The organism is Sphingomonas sp. 4RDLI-65, assembly GCF_049472435.1.
Classification (GTDB): domain Bacteria; phylum Pseudomonadota; class Alphaproteobacteria; order Sphingomonadales; family Sphingomonadaceae; genus Sphingomonas.
Genome location: NZ_JBCEBT010000002.1, coordinates 116,025 through 131,166, shown reverse-complemented (window position 1 = coordinate 131,166; position 15,142 = coordinate 116,025). Strand labels below are relative to the sequence as shown.

Below are 15,142 nucleotides of genomic sequence, written 5' to 3'. Positions count from 1 at the left end.
TCGGGCATGCGCTTCGACCTCATCAAATGCCACGGCTCCGGCAACGACTTCCCCCTGATCGACGCGCGGGCGTCGACGCTGGACGACGCAACCTGGGCGACCGTCGCGCGCGCGCTTGCAGATCGCGACGGACCGGTCGGCGGCGATGGCCTGTTACTGCTCACCGGCGGCGACGAGAGCCACGCCTTCGGCATGCGGATGTTCAATTCCGACGGCAGCGAGTCCGAAACCTGCCTTAACGGCCTGCGATGCGTCGCGCGCGCCGGGTTCGCGGCGACCGGCACGGAAACCGCGACGGCGTTGCTCAAGACCAGCGATGCGATCGTCGTGCACGACGCCGACATCGCGCCCGGCGTGTTCACCGTGCGCGAGATCGCAGGGCCAGCGTCGCTCGACGTCACCGCATGGCCGGTGGACATCGGCGCGGATCGCATTGTCGACGCACCGATCGCCGGCTTGCCGACTACCCGTGCGTTCACCGCCGTGGCGATGCCGAACCCCCATCTCGTGACGTTCGTGGACGCGATCGACGAAGCCGAACTCGTCCGCGTCGGCGAGGCGTGCGAGGCCGCCCCCGACTGGCTTCCCAACCGCGCGAACGTCAGCTTCGTCGAGGTCCGGGGCGCGAATCTGTTCGTCCGCACTTTCGAGCGCGGGGTCGGGCTCACCAACAGTTGCGGCAGCGCGATGGCGGCGTCGACCTATGCCGCGTGCCTGACCGGGCGGATCGCCTACGACACGCCGACCACCGTCTTCAACAAGGGCGGCCTCGTCCGCGCCGAGGCGAGCGAGGCGGCGATGGTCACGCTGTCGGGTAATGCCACGTTCGAATGGCGCGGCTCGGTCGACGTCGATCTGGCGACGGCGACCGCCAGCGACCTGACGATCACGCAGCGCAACGACGACGAAATCGCAGCCTGGGCGGGGCTTCTCGCGACGATCTGAAGCCGCGCTGCATCCTTCTGCAAACGCGCCCGTATCTCCCCGCAGAAGCGTCGGACGACCGGCGCAGTGCAGGAGAGAGAGCCGTCATGAATCACGTGTTCCGTACCGCCATCGTCGCCGCCGCCGTCGCGATCAGCGGCAGCGCCATCGTCGCCGCGCAGACCAACCCGATGGTCGGCGGTGCCGCAATGTATCCGACCAAGACGATCGTCGAAAACGCGGTCAATTCGAAGGATCACACCACGCTGGTCGCCGCGGTCAAGGCTGCCGGCCTGGTCGAGACGCTCTCGGGCCCGGGTCCGTTCACCGTGTTCGCGCCGACCAACGCCGCGTTCAAGAAGCTGCCCGCCGGCACCGTCGACACGCTGCTCAAGCCCGAGAACAAGGCGCAGCTGTCGGCCGTGCTGACCTATCACGTCGTCCCCGGCACGATCACCGCCGCCGACATCGCCACCAAGGCGAAGGCGAACGGCGGCACCGCGACCTACACGACCGTGCAGGGCGAGCCGCTGATGTTCAAGAAGGTCGGCACCGGCTGGGGCATCATGGACGGCAAGGGCCACAAGGGCCGCGTCACGATCGCCAACGTCATGCAGTCGAACGGCGTGATCCACGTCATCGACACGGTGATGCTGCCGTAATCGCGCATCCCGCGAGATAGCTGCCTCGCGTCCCCCCCCGCGAGGCAGTGTCGTCGGGCCCGCTGCCGAAAGGTGGCGGGCCCGATTGCGTTTGAGGTTACTCTCCTCCCCTGTGAGGGGAGGGGTGGTGCGCTATCGAGGGGGCGATACCCCTCCGTCAGCCAAGCGGCTGCCACCTCCCCTTGCAGGGGAGGATACACGGTCAGCCGATCAGCAGCCCCGCGAGCGCCGCCGACATCAGGTTGGCGAGACTGCCCGCGGCCAGCGCACGCAAGCCGAGTTTAGCGATCATCGGCCGCTGGTTCGGTGCCAAGCTGCCGGTCACCGCCATCTGGATCGCGATCGACGAGAAGTTCGCGAACCCACACAGCGAGAAGGTGATGACCGCGATCGTCCGCGCGCTCAGGCCCTGTTGCGTACCGAGCGAGATATACGCGACGAATTCGTTCAGCACGATCTTCTGCCCGAACAGCCCGCCGGCGATCCCCGCCTCGCTCCACGGCACGTTGAGCAGGAACATGATCGGCGCGAAGACATAGCCGAGCAGCCCCTGGAAGCTCAGTCCCGGCAGCCCGATCATGTTGCCAAGCCCGCCGAGCAGCCCGTTGGCCAACGCCACCAGCGCCACGAACGCCAGCACCATCGCGCCGACCGCAACCGCCAGCCGCACGCCGGTCTGCGCGCCCTGGGCGGCGGCCATGATCAAATTGGCGGGCTTTTCCTCGTCATGCGTGGCTTGCGGCATCGGCTCGCCCGCGCCCGATTCCCCCGGCTGGTCGCCGAGCGCCAGTTCGCCCTCGGGCGGCATGACGCGGTCGGGCATGATGATCTTCGCCATCAGGATACCGCCCGGCGCCGCCATGAAGCTCGCCGCCAGCAGATAATCGATCCGGATGCCCATCGACGCATACGCCGCGAGGATCGTCCCCGCGACGCCGGCCATGCCGCTGGTCATCACGGTGAACAATTGCGCCGGGGTCAGCCCCGCCAGATACGGCCGGATGACGAGCGGCGATTCGCTCTGCCCGACGAAGATGTTCGCCGCCGCGCACAAGGATTCGACCTTCGACACGCCGATGACCTTCTCGATCCCGCCGCCGACCCAGCGCACCACCAGCTGCATGATGCCGAGATAATAGAGGATCGAGACGAGGCTCGCGAAGAAGATGATCACCGGCAGCGCGGCGATCGCAAAGCTCTGCCCGCCGATCTCGGGCGTCGCCATCTTGCCGAACAGGAATTCGGTGCCCTTTTGCGAATAGCCGAGCAGATTGGCGACCCCGCCCGACATGCTGCCCAGCACGACCTTGCCGATGCTCGAATACAGCACGAGCACCGCGATCCCGACCTGCAATGCGAACGCGGCGCCGACGATGCGCAGGCGGATCGCGCGGCGATCGCTCGACAGCAGCACCGCGATGCCGAGGATGACGGCGATGCCAGCAAGGCCGATGACTAGTCTTTCCATGGACGCCCTGCATTTTTGACTGACACGCGCCGCCCCCCGGCCGCGCAAGCGACCGACATGACACGCGCGCGGCGTGCTCGCCAGTCTTTATGATGGGGAGGTCATTTGACGGCGCGCGCGATTCCGCTAGCGTCCCGAGCGATGGATAAGCCTCCCCCTAGCAATCAGGCAGCCGCGTTCCCGCGTTCGCTCTTCGTTTTCTCGGTCCTGTACGGCGGCATGGTGTGCATCGCCGGCGTGTTGGGGGTGAAGCAGGTCGCGCTCGGCCCGCTCGCGGTCGAGGCGGGGATCTTCGGCTTCCTGCTGCTGGTGGTGCTGAGCAGCGCGATTTCCGAGCTGCACGGCCAGAAGACCGCGACGTTCCTGGTGCGCTTGGGCTTCATCCCGCTGCTGGTGTCGGCGGCGCTGATCCATCTCGTGCTGGCGCTGCCGCACGATCCGGGCATGTACCCGCCCGCGGTCGACGCGTTCCCGATCGTCGTCGGCCAGAGCTCGCGGATGATGATCGCGGGGCTGATCTCCTACGGCATCTCGCAGACGCTCAACGTGCTGATCTTCTCGAAGCTGTCGGGACAGGTCGGCAGCGGCGAGGGCAAGCTGGTGTGGCTGCGCGGCATGATCGCGAGCATCATCTCGCAGATCATCGACACGATCCTGTTCATCACCATCTCGTTCCTGGGTGAGCGGCCGATCCTCGGGCTGATGGAGGGGCAGATGCTGACCAAGGTCGTGCTGTCGATCGTGCTGGTACCGTTCCTGATCACGTTCTTCGTGCGATTGGGCCGCCGGCTGGACCGGGCATAATGTTAGATTTTTCCGTTCGTGCCGAGTAGAGACCGAGCCTGTCGAGGGCTCGTATCGAGGTACAGGTCTCTCGATACGCCATCTCGACAAGCGCTCGATGGCTACTCGAGACGAACGGAAGTCAGTTGACCGATCACACGCCCGATCCCGCCCTGCTCGCCAAGGCGGAAACGCTCACCGAGGCGCTGCCGTATCTTCAGCGCTATGCCGGCAAGACGTTCGTCGTGAAATACGGCGGCCACGCGATGGGCGACCCCGAGCTGCAGCGCGATTTCGCCGAGGACATGGTGCTGCTCAAGGCGGTCGGCATCAACCCGGTCGTCGTCCACGGCGGCGGCCCGCAGATCGGCGCGATGCTCAAGCGATTGGGCGTCGAATCGCGCTTCGTCGACGGCCTGCGCGTCACCGATGCCGAGACCGCGCAGATCGCCGAAATGGTCCTCGCCGGCTCGATCAACAAGGAAATCGTCGGCTGGATCGGCCAGGCCGGCGGCCGCGCGGTCGGTATCTCGGGCAAGGACGCCGGCCTCGTCCTCGCGCAGAAAGTCGGTCACGGCCGCGAGCCCGACAAGCTCCAGGGGATCGAGCGTCACGTCGACCTCGGCTTCGTCGGCGAGCCGATCGCGGTCGATCGGACGATCCTCGACACGCTGATCGCCGCCGACATCATCCCGGTAATCGCCCCGATCGGCATCGGCGCCGATGGCCACACCTACAACATCAACGCCGACACGATGGCCGGCGCGATTGCGGCTGCAATGGGCGCGGCGCGGTTCTTCCTGCTGACCGATATCGTTGGTGTGCTCGACAAGCAGGGCGAATTGCTGACCGACCTCGACCCCGCGCGGATCGCCGAACTCCGCGCCGACGGCACGGTGACCGGCGGCATGATCCCGAAGCTCGACACCTGCGTCGCAGCGGTCGAATCGGGCGTCGATGCCGCGGTGATCATCGACGGCCGCGTGCCGCATGCCATGCTGCTGGAGATCTTTACCAAGCAGGGGGCCGGTACGCTGGTCAGCGCCAACGGGCGTTCGCGGTAGAGGGAAGCAGGACCATCTTTCGCCAATCCTCCCCTTGCAGGGGAGGTGGCAGCGCGCAGCGCTGACGGAGGGGTGACCCGCTCTCGATAGGGCGATACCCCTCCGTCGCTGCGCGCCACCTCCCCTGCCAGGGGAGGATGAAGGCGGTAAACATCGTCACGACCCAGGGCTTCTCGTTCTTCCCCCGCCCCCTTATATCGGCAACACACCAGCGGAGACCCTTGCCTTGATCGCCCTTCTTCAGATCGTCCAGTTGCTGCTCAACCTCGTCTGGTGGGTCATCGTCATCCAGGCGGTGCTGTCGTGGCTGATCGCGTTCAACGTCATCAACACGCACAGCGATTTCGTCCGCACGGTCTGGAACGCGCTGCAGAAGATCACCGAGCCGCTCTATCGCCCGATCCGCCGCATCCTCCCCGATTTCGGCGCGCTCGATCTGTCGCCGCTGGTCGTGCTGCTGATCCTCTACATCCTGACCAACATCGTCATCCCGAACATCGCGCAGAACTACCTCGTCGCAGCCTATTGAGGGGCTTATTGATCGGGCCGGCAGCCTGGCGCGCGGTCAATGACGGCCTAGCGATCGCCGTCCGGGTAACCCCGCGCGGCGGTCGCGACGCACTCGCCGCCGGAACGCCTGAACATTTCGCCGCGCGACTGGCAGCCGCCCCCGTCGATGGCGCCGCGAACGCCGGCCTGGTCGCGCTCGTCGCCAAGACCTTCGGCGTACCCAAGCGCGCAGTAACGATCATCGCCGGCGACACTGCCCGCCTGAAGCGCCTGCACATCGCCGGCGACTCCACTACGCTGGCGGAAATCGCCGCTGCGCTCTATGGGCCGCGGGCATGAGCGCGACCATCATCGACGGCAAGGCCTTCGCAGCCGGCCTCCGGGCCCGTATCGCAGACGGCGTCACCGCCTTCAGGGCGCAGGCGGGCCGCGCGCCCGGCCTCGCCGTGGTGCTGGTCGGCGAGGACCCCGCCTCGAACGTCTATGTCCGCTCGAAGGGCAGGGCGACGCGCGAGGCCGGGATGGAAAGCATCGAGCACCGGCTCCCCGCCGACGTGCCCGCCGAAGACCTGCTCGCGCTGGTCGCGACGCTCAACGCCGACCCGACGATCGACGGTATCCTCGTCCAGTTGCCGCTGCCGAAGCATATCGACGAGCAGACGGTGATCGCCGCGATCGATCCCGACAAGGACGTCGACGGCTTCCACCCGATCAACGCCGGCCGCCTCGCGACCGGTCTGCCCGGCTTCGTCCCCTGCACGCCGTATGGCTGCGTCATGCTGTTGAAGAGCGTGCTGCCGAGCTTGAGCGGTTTGGAAGCGGTCGTCGTCGGCCGCTCCAACATCGTCGGCAAGCCGATGGCGCAATTGCTGCTCCGTGAAAGCTGCACCGTCACAATCGTCCATAGCCGCACGCAGGACGTGCCCGCACACATCCGCCGCGCCGACATCGTCGTGGCCGCGGTCGGCATCCCGCAGATGATCAAGGGCGACTGGCTCAAGCCCGGCGCGACCGTCATCGACGTCGGCATCAACCGCACCGACGCCGGCCTCGTCGGCGACGTCGATTTCGCCAGCGCGGTGGAGGTCGCGGGGGCGATCACGCCGGTGCCGGGCGGCGTCGGGCCGATGACGATCGCGTGCCTGCTGCGTAACACATTGGTCTCGGCAGGACGTCGCGAAGGCGTCGCGATCGAGGAGTCGGGCCTGTGATCGAACTCTACATCTCGTCGCTGATCACGTTCTTCGTGGTCATCGATCCGCCCGGCTGCGCACCGATCTATGCTGGCCTCTCGGCGAGCGCCTCGTCCCTCCAGAAGCGCGCGATGGCGATCCGCGCGGTCGGCGTTTCCGCGCTGATCCTGTTCGTCTTCGCGCTGTTCGGCGAGGCGTTGCTCAAGGGGCTGGGGATCAGCCTCGCCAGCTTCCGCATCGCCGGCGGCATCATGCTGTTCCTGATCGCGCTGGAAATGGTGTTCGAAAAGCGCACCGAACGCCGCGAGGACCGCGCCGCCAAGGTCGCGAACGATCCCGAGGTCGAGGACGTCTCGATCTTCCCGATGGCGATGCCGATGATCGCCGGCCCGGGCTCGATCGCGTCGGTGATGCTGTTGATGAGCCGCAACAGCGGGATCGAGCGCTCGGCGGTCGTGCTGGCGGCGATGGTCACGATCCTGCTGCTGACGCTGGTCGCACTGCTCGCGGCGGGGCCGATCATGCGGATCCTCGGCGCCAAGATCGAGGCGGTGATCACGCGCCTGCTCGGCGTGCTGCTGGCGGCGCTGGCCGTGCAGTTCGTACTCGACGGCCTGTCGGTGGTGCTGCGCTAACTGCCGTAACTCTGGCCGTCATCCCCGCGCTGGCCGTCATCCCCGCGAAGGCGGGGACCCATACTGGCTGATCGTGCGATCTATCACTGACGTCGTAGGATATGGGTCCCCGCCTCCGCGGGGATGACGGCGTTGAAGGTCAGTCCACCTTGAACAACCGCAGCGGAGACTTCGCCGGCAGCGGCAGAGGCGTCAGCCAAGCCGGCACCTCGTTCTTCGCCAGCTCGGCGTAGAACCCCTTGGGGCTGCGCGCCTTGTAGTTGGTCGATTCCGCCGCGTTCGGGCACAGCAGCAGCATCGTCGCGCCGTGCCGCTTGATGATCGCATGCGCCTGGTCCGGCGTCCCCCCGAACGCATGCTGCACGTCGAGGATCGCGTCGCCGTTACGGTGATACGGCCCAGCGATCGCATCGTGATGCGTGATCGTGATCAGCCGCGGTCCCATGTCGACGAAGGTGAACACCGTCTGCGCGGGATATTTGTTCAGCGCGAGCAGCACGGTTGTCCGCAGGCAGTTGCCCGTCGCCATGTTGACGCGCTTTTCATACGGCTTCGGCCGGTCGATCGGGAAATACTGGATCAGCATCCCGGCAAACAGCCCCGACACGATCAGGAACGCGCCGACCGTCCCCAGCACGCGCACCGCCACCGACCGGTTGCCGAGTAGCCGCGGCAGGATCAGCCACCCGAGCGCAGTTGCCCCCGGAATCGCCAGTAACTGCGCCGCCGGCCCCGCGCGGACCTGCCACAACAGCATCGCACACGCGAACGCGGTGAACAGCGCCACCGCTGCCCAGCCGACCGCACGGTCGTCGCGACGCGCACGCCAGGCCGCGAGGATCGCCCCGATCAGCCCGATGATCGGCAGCGTCGCCAGCGCGAACCCGACCCGGAAACTATGCTTGTAGATGGGCTTGGCTTCGCGGACATTGTCCAGCCAGTTGCGCTGCAGCTCGGGCGAAATGCCCTCGGGCCGCCCCAGGCACTGCGGAAACACCAACGCGAATCCAGCAACGATCGCCGCACCCGCAACGACCGCCAGCGCCAGCCGAGCCCCCCGCGAAGCCGGCCCGAACCGCGCGAGCAGAAACAACAACATCCCCGCCGCAATCATCACGCTCAACCACACGGGCGTCAACGCATCGCACCGCATCCCCTGGTTGGCGTTCGACGCGAACAGCGCGAACCCCAGCGTGCTGCCGCCGCCGAGCGTCAGCGCATAGATCGACAACCGCTCGGCCTCGGTGCGGTCCCACACCCAGCGCAAGGCGATGATCGCCCCCGCCATCGCCGCATACGGCAACAGTTCGAGCCCGATCGACAGCGACACTGCGCTCGCGAGCCCGACCATCGCGCCACCACGCCGGCCATTCGCATCGCACAGTCCCGCGACCGTCAGGCTCAGCATGGCGAGCTGCCAGCCGTGATGATCGATGCGCTCGGGCATGAACATCAGCATCGTGCCGGTCGCGCCGACCATGATCACGACCGCCAAAGGCCACGCATACGGGCTGATCAGCCGCCGCACGGTCGCACCGATGCCGAGCATCGCGATCGACAGCGGCAACAGCGGCGCGATCCCGCAGGCGAGCCGCTCCGCCCAGCTGTTGGTGGTGAACAGCCGGAAGAACAGGATCAGCCCCGCGATCGGGAGGTCGACGATGCGGCTCCAGTGGATGTCGAAGCCGACCGGCGGGTTCAGCCGGTAGTTGCGCAGATCATACCAGCCCTGGCCGTCGAGCAGCGCGCGGACCTGCATCAGCCGCATGTTGTCGTCGGTATCGCCGAGCGACAGCCAGCGGATCTGCCCCCAGCGATCGAACATCGACCAAGCCGCCACCGCCACCCACGCGAGCAGCGTCAGCGCGATCCAATGCCGGTCGAGTGCGTCGAGCAGCGTGTTCCGCGGCGTCGACTGCTCGGGGGGTGGTGCCTGATCCAAAACGCTTTCCTCCAGCCCACACGCACTCTAGATGCGCGGGCATATCTAACGCGTCGCTCTATCGCGGTGTTGGTAAAGAACAAGGCGGGCATGCAGGCGATTTGGCGACAGGTTGAGCAGATGCGGTCGAGCGGCGTGCTCGGCCAGCTCGTGCGCTTCGGCATCGCCGGCGGGATTTCCAGCGTCGTGTATTCGCTCGTCTACCTGCCGCTGACCGCGTACGTCTTCCCGCCCCGCCAGGCGGTGGCTGCGGTGCCGTTCGCATTTGTCGTCGCGGTGGTGGTAGGCTTCTTCCTGCACAGCCGCTGGAGCTTCAAGGGGCACGCCAAGGAACCGGGGGCAGGGCGGCATTTCAAGTTCGTGATCGTTCAGGCCGCGGGGCTGAGTCTCAACGCGGTCATCACCTGGATCGGCACCGCGCTGCTTCATCTGCACCCGTGGATCCCGCTGATTCCCGCCGTCTTCCTTGCCGCGATCGTGACGTTCGTGCTCAACCGTCTCTGGGTTTTCAACTGAAATGGCCGACAAGTAATGGACCGCATCGTCTACGACCGGATGGCCGCCCACGATTCCACCCACTGGTGGTACCGCGCCCGCCGCGACATCCTCGCCGATTACCTGACCCGCTACGGCGCGTTGCCGAAGGATGCGAAGATCCTCGAGATCGGCTGCGGCACCGGGCATAACCTGCCGATGCTGGCCGAGTTCGGCGAGATCGACGCGATCGAGATCGACCCCGCCGCACGCGAGATCGCCAGCGAGCGGCTCGGCAAGCCGGTCGGCGCGGCGCCCTTGCCCGAACTCCCCGGCGTGCCGCGGAAGCATTACGACCTGATCGCGGTGCTCGACGTGGTCGAGCATATCGAGGACGATGTCGCCGCGCTGAAGGCGATGGCGGATTGCCTTGCACCCGGTGGCAAGATCCTGATCGCCGTGCCTGCGCATGCGTGGCTGTGGAGCGCGCATGACGTCGTGAACCATCACCATCGTCGCTACTCGAAGGCGACGTTGAAGTCGGCGATCGAGACCGCGGGTTTGAAGCCGGAGAAGCTTGGATATTTCAACTCGCTGCTGTTCCCGCTGGCGGCGGCGGCGCGGATTGCCGGGCGAATGACCGGTCGTGACGACAGCGACGATTCGCCGCCGCCGAAGCTGGTCAATGCGCTGTTCGAGAAGATCTTCCGGCTTGAGCGGCATCTGGTCGGACGTATGCCAATGACGCCGGGGGTTTCGATCGTGACGCTGGCAGTGCCGCGGTAACCCTCCTCGTCCCTCCCCTTGCAGGGGAGGTGTCGCGTAGCGACGGAGGGGTGACGTCCTATCGAGAGCAGGTCACCCCTCCGTCAGCGCTGCGCGCTGCCACCTCCCCTGCAAGGGGAGGATGGGCGGTAAATTCGGTGCGGGCGGCACAGTGGCGAGCGTCTTGGATTTGCGAGTAGAAAGCACCACCCAGGCGAAGGCCGGGGCCCAATTGGGCGATGTGGCCAATTGAGGTTCGCGCTCCGTTACCGCGACCTTTCCAATTGGGCCCGGGCCTTCGCCGGGATGGTGTGAGGATCGGGGTAGGCGGTGTTCGTCAGTCTACGCGGATTGGTGGCGACGTGTCAGGCAACCGCACCACGTCCACCGGCTCCGCACGAAACCCCAAGGTCGCCTTGCCCTGGATCGGGCCGGCGACGTCCGCGACGATATACAGCGGCCGCCGCTTCGACTCGACGTATAACCGCCCGAGATATTCCCCGATCATCCCCAGCACGAACATCTGCACCGCGCCCAGGAACACGGTCACGAGCATCGTCGAGGTCCAGCCCTGCACCGCGCTCCCCGACAGCCAACCGATCGCAATATACACGAACAGCAGCAGCGACACCCCGGTCAGCGCGAGCCCGGCATGGCTAGCGAACCGCAACGGTGCGGTGGAGAAGCCGGTGACAGCGTCGAACGCGAGGCGGATCATCTTTGCCAGCGGGTAGTTCGTCTCGCCGGCCAGTCGCTCGGCGCGGTCGTAGGGGAAGGGGACCTGGCGGAAGCCGATCCAGGCGACCATGCCGCGGATGAAGCGGGCCTGTTCGGGGAGCGACAGGAACGCATCCAGCGCCCGCCGGCTCATCAGGCGGAAATCGCCGGTGTCGAGCGGGATCGGCGTCTCGGTCATCCGTGTCAGCAGGCGGTAGAACGCGGCGGCGGTGGCTTTCTTGAAGACCGTTTCGCCCGCGCGCTGGCGGCGCACTGCGTAGACCACGTCGGCCTGACTCGCCGCCATTGCCGCGCGCATGTCGGACAGGAGTTCGGGCGGGTCCTGGAGATCGGCGTCGATGATCAGGATCTGCTCGCCGGCGCAAAGGTCGAGGCCGGCGGTGAGCGCCAGCTGGTGCCCGTGGTTGCGCGAGAGGTTGATCGCGACCAGCCGAGGATCGGCAGCGGCGAGGCGCTGCATCACGGGCCAGCTGTCGTCGCGCGAGCCGTCGTTGATCAGGACGATTTCGTAATTGTCGCCGACCGCAACCTTTGCCGCGCCGGAAATGCGCGCGTGCAGGATGTCGAGGCACGCCGCCTCGTTATAGCAGGGGACGACGATCGATAACGCGGGACGGTTCATCCGCGCCGTTTAGCGTCAATGGGAGTTGTAGGCAGCAATAATCAACAAACTCTACACCCGCTCCACGGTATGCACCGCATCCGCCGCGCGCAGCCCCGCCATCAGCCGCATCAACTGCTGCACGTCGTGCACCTCGACATCGATCTCGTTGGTGTGAAAGCTCTTGTCGCGCGTATCGAGCCGCAGGTTGATGATGTTGGCCTTGTGCCCGCCGATGATCGTCGAGACGATGCCGAGCGAGCCCGGCTCGTTCTTCACCATCACCGAAATCCGCGCGACCGCACCCTCGGTCTCGTCGCCCCACGCCACGTCGACCCAGTCGGTCTCGTTCTCGGAGCGTTCGGCAAGCTCGGCGAGCACGCGGCAGTCGATCGCATGCACCTCGATGCCCGCATCCGGCCGGCGCAACCCGACGATCCGGTCGCCCGGCACCGGATGGCAGCACGTGGCGAGGTCGTAGGCGACGCCGGGGGTCAACCCCTTGATGGAGATCGCGCTCGATTGCGGCGCCAGCGCATGCGTCACGTCCGCACCGGCCGAGCCCGGCATCAACGCCTCCATCACCGCCGCATCGGACAAGGTCCGCCGCGCGATCGCGACCATCAGCGACGATTCGTCGGGCAGCTTCAGCCGCTTGAGCGCATGGCTCAGCGCATCGGTGCCGATCTGCGCGGGCAGGCGGGTGACAATATCCTCGTACAAGGTCTGGCCGAGCGCGGTCTGCTCGACGCGCTCCTTCTGACGCAGATGGCGACGGATCGCGGCGAGCGCTTTGCCGGTCGTTGCGACGTTGAGCCATTGCGGCTGCGGCGACTGGCCCTTCGAGCGCAGGATCTGCACTTGATCACCGTTCTCGATCACCGTCGACAGCGGCACGACGCGACCGTTCACCTTCGCGCCGACCGCCTGATCGCCGAGATCGGTGTGCACAGCATAGGCGAAGTCGATCGAAGTCGCGCCCTTGGGCAGCTGGATCAGCTCGCCCTTCGGCGTGAACGCGAAGATGCGATCGGTGTACATCGCCATCCGCGTGTGTTCGAGCAGCTCTTCCGGGCTCTCGGCGGTGTCGAGGATCTCCACCAGGTCACGAATCCAGCTCACTTGGCGGTCGCTGCCGTTGATCTGCTGTTTGTACGCCCAGTGCGCCGCCAGCCCGAACTCGGCCTGTGCATGCATATCAGCCGTGCGGATCTGGATCTCGATCCGCGCGCTGTCCGCGTGGATCACCGACGTGTGCAGCGAACGATAACCGTTGCGCTTGGGCGTCGAGATGTAATCCTTGAATCGGCCCGGCACCATCGGCCAGCGCTGGTGGATGATCCCGAGCACCCGGTAGCAATCCTCCTCGGTCGGGACGATCGCGCGGAACGCCATCACGTCGGAGAGTTGTTCGAAGCTGATGTGGCGTTCGGACATCTTTCGGAAGATCGAATAGGGGTGTTTTTCGCGCCCCGAGATTTCCGCCTCGACCCCGGCGCGAGACAGGACCAGCTTCAGCCCGGAGGCGATCTTGGCGATGCGATCGCCGTCGCCTTTCTTCAGCTGTTCGAGGCGGCGGTTGATCGATTCGGAGGCTTCGGGCTCGAGCTGTTCGAACGCGAGCGACTGCATCTCGCGCATGAACTCGTACATGCCGATCCGCTCCGCGAGCGGCGCGTAGATGTCCATCGTCTCCTTGGCGATGCGACGGCGCTTCTCGGGCTTGGCGATGTGATGCAGCGTCCGCATGTTGTGCAGACGGTCTGCGAGCTTCACCAGCAGCACGCGGATGTCGTCGGACATCGCGAGCAGGAATTTGCGCAGATTCTCCGCGGCGCGCTCGTTCTCGGTCTGCGCCTCGATCTTCGAAAGCTTCGTCACGCCGTCGACTAGCCGCGCGACCGAGGCGCCGAACAGCCGCTCGATCTCCTCGGGCGTCGCGACCGTATCCTCGATCGTGTCGTGGAGGATCGCGGTGGCGATCGTCTCGGCATCGAGATGCAGGTCGGTGAGGATGCCCGCCACCTCGATAGGGTGGCTGAAATATGGATCGCCGCTCGCGCGCTTTTGCGACCCGTGCGCCTGCATCGAGAAGACATAGGCGCGGTTCAGCATCGCCTCGTCGGCGTCGGGATCGTAGTCGAGGACGCGATCGACCAGTTCATATTGGCGCAGCACCCGCCATAGATGGGGCCGGGCAGGGACTTTTGGCAACAAAAAGCGTCGCATCACTGTGATCTAGTGGTTGCGTCAGCCATTCGTGGGCGGCGCATAATGTAGGATAAGCGGGGCATTTCGCTTCTGCGGGTTATGCGGTACGTTCGCGGCGGGTGAGGATGACGTGATGGGCAAGTTGCGCGAACCATTACTGGAATGCAGCCTGCCCGCCGCACTGGAGGCGATGGGCGAGCGCTGGTCGTTCCTGATCCTGCGCGCGGCGTTCAACGGCCTGCATCATTTCGAGGAGTTCCAGTCGGAACTGGGGATTGCGCGGAATATCCTGGCGAATCGGCTGGCGCGGCTGGTCGAGCACGGGATCCTGGAGCGACAGCCTATCCCGGAGGATCGGCGCAAGATCGCCTATGGCCTGACCGACAAGGGCTTCGCGCTGCTGCCGACGATGATCGCGCTCCGGCAATGGGGCGAGCGGTGGGAGACGTGCGTGCCGGCGTTCCCGATTTTGGTCGACGAACGCGATCGGCGGCCGTTGCAGCCGGTCTCGGTGCGGGCGCATGACGGGCGGGTGCTGGGGAAGGGGGACCTGATCTGGGCGCTGCCTGGGGAAGTTGCGGGCGTGGAGGCTGAGGTGGCGGCCGAGGCGGCGGAGTAGGCCCCTTCTGCTCCCCTCCCTGGAAGGGAGGGGCTGGGGGTGGGTCGGCTTGGGGCTGGTGCGGCGCTTTCCCAATTGGCCGACCCACCCCCTACCCCTCCCTTTCAGGGAGGGGGGACTGTTGTGTTAGCGGGTCGGTAGCGCTTCGAGGACCGTGCGGATCGTGTCTGGCAGAGCTACCGGGCGGCCGGTTTCCAGGTCGACGTGGACGCTGACCATCGTGATCACCGTGTGCAGATCGCCCGTCTCTGCGTGGGCGAGTTCGAAGCGTTTGGTCAGGCTCGAATTGCCGAGCTTCTCGATCCGCACGAACGCTTCGACCGTATCCCCCAAGCGGAATGGCTTGAGGTAATCGATCTCCGTCCGGCGCACGTTGAACTCGGTGGTCGGCCACACATCCGGCAGCGCCTCCGCGATCCCGGTCCATTCCCAGAACTCGGTGACCGCGACGTCGGCATATTCGAGATAGCGCGAATTGAAGACGATCTTCTGGCCGTCGATCTCGGCGTAGCGCACGCGGAATCGCGTCGAGAAGGCGAAGCCCGGCCGCATG

16 protein-coding genes are annotated in these 15,142 nt (G+C 66.2%); 11 read left to right on the top strand and 5 right to left on the bottom strand.

Annotation, left to right across the window (positions count from 1 at the left end; genetic code table 11):
• The first annotated feature begins 6 nt into the window (after positions 1-6).
• Complete coding sequence (gene dapF, locus VH567_RS05500; protein WP_423323957.1) at positions 7-945, top strand: diaminopimelate epimerase; 939 nt, start codon at positions 7-9, stop codon at positions 943-945.
• 86 nt (positions 946-1,031) lie between these two features.
• Positions 1,032-1,586, top strand: a complete 555-nt coding sequence (locus VH567_RS05495) for a fasciclin domain-containing protein (protein WP_423323955.1) — start codon at positions 1,032-1,034, stop codon at positions 1,584-1,586.
• A gap of 202 nt (positions 1,587-1,788) precedes the next feature.
• Here the strand turns inward: VH567_RS05495 and VH567_RS05490 are convergent, their stop codons facing one another.
• On the bottom strand, positions 1,789-3,054 hold the full coding sequence (locus VH567_RS05490; RefSeq protein WP_132895902.1) for a NupC/NupG family nucleoside CNT transporter: 1,266 nt from the start codon (positions 3,052-3,054) through the stop codon (positions 1,789-1,791).
• 141 nt (positions 3,055-3,195) lie between these two features.
• Between VH567_RS05490 and VH567_RS05485 the strand changes: the two genes are divergently transcribed.
• The 6 genes from VH567_RS05485 (at position 3,196) to VH567_RS05460 (ending at position 7,239) form a co-directional block, all read left to right on the top strand.
• Positions 3,196-3,858 carry a queuosine precursor transporter gene (locus VH567_RS05485; protein WP_423323953.1) on the top strand — a complete coding sequence of 221 codons (663 nt, stop codon included), beginning with the start codon at positions 3,196-3,198 and terminating at the stop codon, positions 3,856-3,858.
• Between the two features lie 125 nt (positions 3,859-3,983).
• Positions 3,984-4,901, top strand: coding sequence for an acetylglutamate kinase (argB, locus tag VH567_RS05480; RefSeq protein WP_060526005.1), 918 nt, complete (start codon positions 3,984-3,986; stop codon positions 4,899-4,901).
• Positions 4,902-5,127: 226 nt separating this feature from the next.
• Entirely contained in the window at positions 5,128-5,430 is a 303-nt protein-coding gene (locus tag VH567_RS05475) for a YggT family protein (RefSeq protein WP_056053469.1), read from the top strand.
• Positions 5,431-5,438: 8 nt separating this feature from the next.
• Positions 5,439-5,750, top strand: coding sequence for a DUF167 domain-containing protein (locus VH567_RS05470; RefSeq protein WP_423323950.1), 312 nt, complete (start codon positions 5,439-5,441; stop codon positions 5,748-5,750).
• Positions 5,747-6,622 (top strand): bifunctional methylenetetrahydrofolate dehydrogenase/methenyltetrahydrofolate cyclohydrolase FolD, encoded by an 876-nt coding sequence (folD, locus tag VH567_RS05465; protein WP_423323948.1) that lies wholly within the window; start codon positions 5,747-5,749, stop codon positions 6,620-6,622. The genes VH567_RS05470 and folD overlap by 4 nt, the downstream gene beginning before the upstream one ends.
• On the top strand, positions 6,619-7,239 hold the full coding sequence (locus VH567_RS05460) for a MarC family protein (RefSeq protein ID WP_423323946.1): 621 nt from the start codon (positions 6,619-6,621) through the stop codon (positions 7,237-7,239). Before folD ends, VH567_RS05460 begins: the two co-directional genes overlap by 4 nt.
• Before the next feature lie 139 nt (positions 7,240-7,378).
• On the opposite strand, the gene VH567_RS05455 is transcribed toward VH567_RS05460, so the two are convergent.
• Complete coding sequence (locus VH567_RS05455) at positions 7,379-9,181, bottom strand: AcrB/AcrD/AcrF family protein (protein ID WP_423323944.1); 1,803 nt, start codon at positions 9,179-9,181, stop codon at positions 7,379-7,381.
• Positions 9,182-9,271: 90 nt separating this feature from the next.
• Here VH567_RS05455 and VH567_RS05450 point away from each other — a divergent pair, with 90 nt between their 5' ends.
• Both VH567_RS05450 and VH567_RS05445 read left to right on the top strand, forming a co-directional pair.
• Positions 9,272-9,697, top strand: a complete 426-nt coding sequence (locus VH567_RS05450; protein ID WP_423323942.1) for a GtrA family protein — start codon at positions 9,272-9,274, stop codon at positions 9,695-9,697.
• Positions 9,698-9,712: 15 nt separating this feature from the next.
• Positions 9,713-10,441 carry a class I SAM-dependent methyltransferase gene (locus tag VH567_RS05445; protein ID WP_423323940.1) on the top strand — a complete coding sequence of 243 codons (729 nt, stop codon included), beginning with the start codon at positions 9,713-9,715 and terminating at the stop codon, positions 10,439-10,441.
• Positions 10,442-10,757: 316 nt separating this feature from the next.
• Here the strand turns inward: VH567_RS05445 and VH567_RS05440 are convergent, their stop codons facing one another.
• A complete protein-coding gene (locus tag VH567_RS05440; RefSeq protein WP_423323938.1) occupies positions 10,758-11,780 on the bottom strand; it encodes a glycosyltransferase family 2 protein in 1,023 nt (340 codons plus the stop codon).
• A gap of 51 nt (positions 11,781-11,831) precedes the next feature.
• A complete protein-coding gene (locus VH567_RS05435) occupies positions 11,832-13,937 on the bottom strand; it encodes a RelA/SpoT family protein (protein WP_423323936.1) in 2,106 nt (701 codons plus the stop codon).
• A 166-nt stretch (positions 13,938-14,103) separates the two neighbouring features.
• Between VH567_RS05435 and VH567_RS05430 the strand changes: the two genes are divergently transcribed.
• Positions 14,104-14,589, top strand: coding sequence for a winged helix-turn-helix transcriptional regulator (locus VH567_RS05430; RefSeq protein WP_423323934.1), 486 nt, complete (start codon positions 14,104-14,106; stop codon positions 14,587-14,589).
• A gap of 126 nt (positions 14,590-14,715) precedes the next feature.
• Here VH567_RS05430 and VH567_RS05425 read toward each other — a convergent pair whose 3' ends face one another.
• Complete coding sequence (locus VH567_RS05425; RefSeq protein ID WP_423323932.1) at positions 14,716-15,141, bottom strand: acyl-CoA thioesterase; 426 nt, start codon at positions 15,139-15,141, stop codon at positions 14,716-14,718.
• Position 15,142: the final 1 nt, after the last annotated feature.

Coding starts and splice junctions, on each gene's coding strand:
- VH567_RS05490 (WP_132895902.1), bottom strand. CDS start 3,054: ATGGAAAGACTAGTCATCGGCCTTGCTGGCATCGCCGTCATCCTCGGC.
- VH567_RS05430 (WP_423323934.1), top strand. CDS start 14,104: ATGGGCAAGTTGCGCGAACCATTACTGGAATGCAGCCTGCCCGCCGCA.
- VH567_RS05495 (WP_423323955.1), top strand. CDS start 1,032: ATGAATCACGTGTTCCGTACCGCCATCGTCGCCGCCGCCGTCGCGATC.
- dapF (WP_423323957.1), top strand. CDS start 7: ATGCGCTTCGACCTCATCAAATGCCACGGCTCCGGCAACGACTTCCCC.
- folD (WP_423323948.1), top strand. CDS start 5,747: ATGAGCGCGACCATCATCGACGGCAAGGCCTTCGCAGCCGGCCTCCGG.
- VH567_RS05485 (WP_423323953.1), top strand. CDS start 3,196: ATGGATAAGCCTCCCCCTAGCAATCAGGCAGCCGCGTTCCCGCGTTCG.
- VH567_RS05425 (WP_423323932.1), bottom strand. CDS start 15,141: ATGCGGCCGGGCTTCGCCTTCTCGACGCGATTCCGCGTGCGCTACGCC.
- VH567_RS05445 (WP_423323940.1), top strand. CDS start 9,713: ATGGACCGCATCGTCTACGACCGGATGGCCGCCCACGATTCCACCCAC.
- VH567_RS05450 (WP_423323942.1), top strand. CDS start 9,272: ATGCAGGCGATTTGGCGACAGGTTGAGCAGATGCGGTCGAGCGGCGTG.
- VH567_RS05440 (WP_423323938.1), bottom strand. CDS start 11,780: ATGAACCGTCCCGCGTTATCGATCGTCGTCCCCTGCTATAACGAGGCG.